Consider the following 3,148-nt stretch of genomic DNA (forward strand, 5'->3'; position numbering starts at 1 on the left):
CAGCTGGAATTCACCGCGGCCTTCATACAGCGTGACTTTGACGCGCAGTAATACCTGCATGCCGTTTTCAGGGGTAAAGCGTAATTGCTGATTGCGGCCACGGAACATGGCACAGCGTACTTGCGCAGCTGAGTCTTTCAGTGTGAAGTAAATATGCCCGGAAGCCGGCATCGCTAAATTGGATATTTCTCCTTCGACCCACAATAGCGGAAACGAACCATCCAGCATCAGCCGGACTTCTCTGACCAATCGCGAAACCGGATATACATCCTTGACAGCACGGGCAGCGAGTTTTGCTTGCGAATCCGATGTCATAAGTGATGCCATAAACCACTAAGTTCCTGATATAATTTGTCGATCATATTACAGTAAATTCGGGAACCCGCCTCATGAGAATTGCGCAAGAAGCCCTGACATTTGATGACGTTTTATTAGTCCCTGCCTATTCAAATGTTCTGCCGCGTGATGTCAGTCTGTCAACTCAACTGACACGAGATATCACCATCAATATTCCATTGTTATCCGCTGCGATGGATACCGTCACAGAAAGCCGTCTGGCAATAGCAATGGCACAGGAAGGTGGTCTGGGTATTCTGCACAAAAATATGACCATCGAACAGCAGTCTGACGAAGTCCGTAAGGTGAAAAAATTTGAAAGTGGTGTGGTTCGTGATCCGATTACCGTCAGCCCCAACACATCAATCGGCGATGTTGTTGAGTTGACCCGTTCCCACAATATCTCCGGTGTTCCAGTTGTAGATGGTAATGATTTGGTCGGAATTGTAACCAGCCGTGATTTACGCTTTGAAAAACATTTTGAAAATCCGGTGTCATCAATCATGACTGGCAAAGATAAACTGGTGACCGTCGGTGAAGATGCCAGTCGTGAGGAAGTTCTCCACTTATTGCACACTAACCGTATTGAAAAAGTACTGGTTGTGGATGATAAATTTCATCTGCAGGGCATGATCACCGTTAAAGATATTCAAAAACAAACAGACAATCCACTGGCCTCCAAAGATGCACAGGAACGTTTGCGTGTTGGCGCGGCAGTCGGCATTGGCGCAGAGAGCGAAGCGCGTGTTGATGCATTAGTTGCAGCCGGTGTGGATGTCATTGTTGTCGATACAGCACACGGTCATTCACAGGGCGTATTGGATCAGGTGCGCTGGGTCAAACAACATTATCCTCAAGTGCAGGTCATCGGCGGTAATATCGCCACAGCTGCTGCGGCAAAAGCTTTGGTTGAAGCCGGCGCTGATGCGGTCAAAGTCGGTATTGGTCCCGGCTCTATCTGTACCACGCGTATTGTTGCCGGTGTCGGTGTACCACAAATCACTGCCATCAGTAATGTGGCTGCCGCACTGGCCGGAACGGGTGTGCCGTTGATTGCTGATGGTGGTGTACGCTACTCCGGTGATATTGCCAAAGCGATTGTTGCCGGGGCACATGCCATTATGGTTGGTGGTATGTTTGCCGGTACTGAAGAAGCTCCCGGTGAAGTGGAATTATTCCAGGGCCGTGCCTATAAATCGTATCGTGGCATGGGCTCAATGGGAGCAATGTCACAGAAACAGGGTTCCAGCGATCGTTACTTCCAGGAATCCAGTGAGGCTGACAAACTGGTTCCGGAAGGCATTGAAGGCCGCGTGCCATTCAAAGGTAGTCTGAGTCCTGTTATTCATCAGCTGATGGGTGGTGTTCGTGCTTCCATGGGTTATACCGGCAGCCGCACTATTGAAGAAATGCGCACCAAACCGGAATTTGTCCGTGTAACTTCTGCTGGCATGAATGAAAGCCATGTTCATGACGTGACCATCACCAAAGAAGCACCAAATTATCGCGTTAATTAATGTTGCATACCTGTTTCTGAACAGAGACCGGTATCTTTTATCTGACTGTAAGAGAGATTCATGAGCAGCCATATTCACGACCATCGCATTCTGATCCTTGATTTTGGTTCACAATACACCCAGCTGATTGCCCGTCGTATTCGCGAGGTCGGTGTCTATTGCGAGTTACGTAACCCGGATATCAGCGAAGCCGAAATTCGTGAATTTGCTCCGAAAGGCATCATTCTATCGGGTGGCCCGGATTCAACTATTGGCGAAGCGGCACCTGCCGCACCGCTCTGTGTATTTGAAATGAATGTACCGGTTTTGGGCATTTGCTACGGTATGCAAACCATGGCTACACAGTTAGGTGGTCAGGTTGAGTCGTCATCACATCGTGAATTTGGTTACGCACAAATCCGCGCTCGCGGGCATTCTGCATTTTTGAAAGATATCGAAGATCATGCGACACCTGAAGGTTTTGGCATGCTGGATGTGTGGATGAGTCATGGTGACCGGGTTAGCCAAATGCCCGATGGATTTAAAGTTATAGCCAGTACCGACAGTGCGCCTATTGCCGGTATGGCGGATGAAGAACGACAGTTCTACGGTGTGCAGTTCCACCCAGAAGTGACCCATACCACTCAGGGTCAACGGATGATTTCGCGTTTTGTTACCGAAATCTGTGGTTGTGAAACCTTATGGACTTCCGCCAATATTATTGAAGACAGTATCGAAACCATCCGTCAACAAGTTGGCAAAGATGAGGTATTGCTGGGTTTATCTGGTGGTGTCGATTCCTCCGTCGTGGCCGCTTTGCTGCACCGGGCCATTGGCGATCAGCTGATCTGTGTGTTTGTGAATAACGGCTTGCTACGTGAAAACGAAGGCGATCAGGTGATGGCGATGTTTGCCAAACATATGGGCATTCGCGTGATTCGTGTGGATGCTGAAGATCGTTTCCTGTCAGCACTGGCAGGTGAAAATGATCCGGAAGCCAAACGCAAAATTATCGGCCGTGAGTTTGTTGAAGTATTTGACGAAGAAGCGTCCAAACTCACCAACGTACAGTGGCTGGCACAAGGCACTATTTACCCTGATGTCATTGAGTCGGCTGCCTCTAAAACCGGTAAAGCGCATGTGATTAAAACCCATCACAATGTTGGTGGTTTACCGGAGCACATGAAACTCAAATTAATTGAGCCATTACGCGAATTGTTTAAGGATGAAGTACGTAAATTGGGCGTCGAACTTGGTTTGCCAAGCGATATGGTCTATCGCCACCCTTTCCCTGGCCCGGGTCTGGGTGTACGCAT

The 3,148-nt window shown here is 48.7% G+C and carries 3 protein-coding genes; 2 read left to right on the top strand and 1 reads right to left on the bottom strand.

The genetic code is table 11. The features are described from left to right. The coding region (locus B3O33_RS14655) for an exodeoxyribonuclease VII large subunit (protein ID WP_292363880.1) at positions 1 to 327 on the bottom strand (327 nt) is incomplete at its 3' end. A 62-nt stretch (positions 328 to 389) separates the two neighbouring features. Here B3O33_RS14655 and guaB point away from each other — a divergent pair. Next, complete coding sequence (gene guaB / locus B3O33_RS14660; protein WP_292362038.1) at positions 390 to 1,853, top strand: IMP dehydrogenase; 1,464 nt, start codon at positions 390 to 392, stop codon at positions 1,851 to 1,853. Positions 1,854 to 1,913: 60 nt separating this feature from the next. Beyond that, positions 1,914 to 3,148: glutamine-hydrolyzing GMP synthase (guaA, locus tag B3O33_RS14665; RefSeq protein ID WP_292363881.1), on the top strand; the 1,235-nt coding region annotated here is incomplete at its 3' end.

Origin of the sequence: Methylophaga sp. UBA1464, assembly GCF_002325665.1 — a bacterium.
Lineage (GTDB): Bacteria > Pseudomonadota > Gammaproteobacteria > Nitrosococcales > Methylophagaceae > Methylophaga.

What these genes read in the sequence shown, in the direction of transcription:
- guaB (WP_292362038.1), top strand. Translation starts at nt 390, where the DNA reads ATGAGAATTGCGCAAGAAGCCCTGACATTTGATGACGTTTTATTAGTC.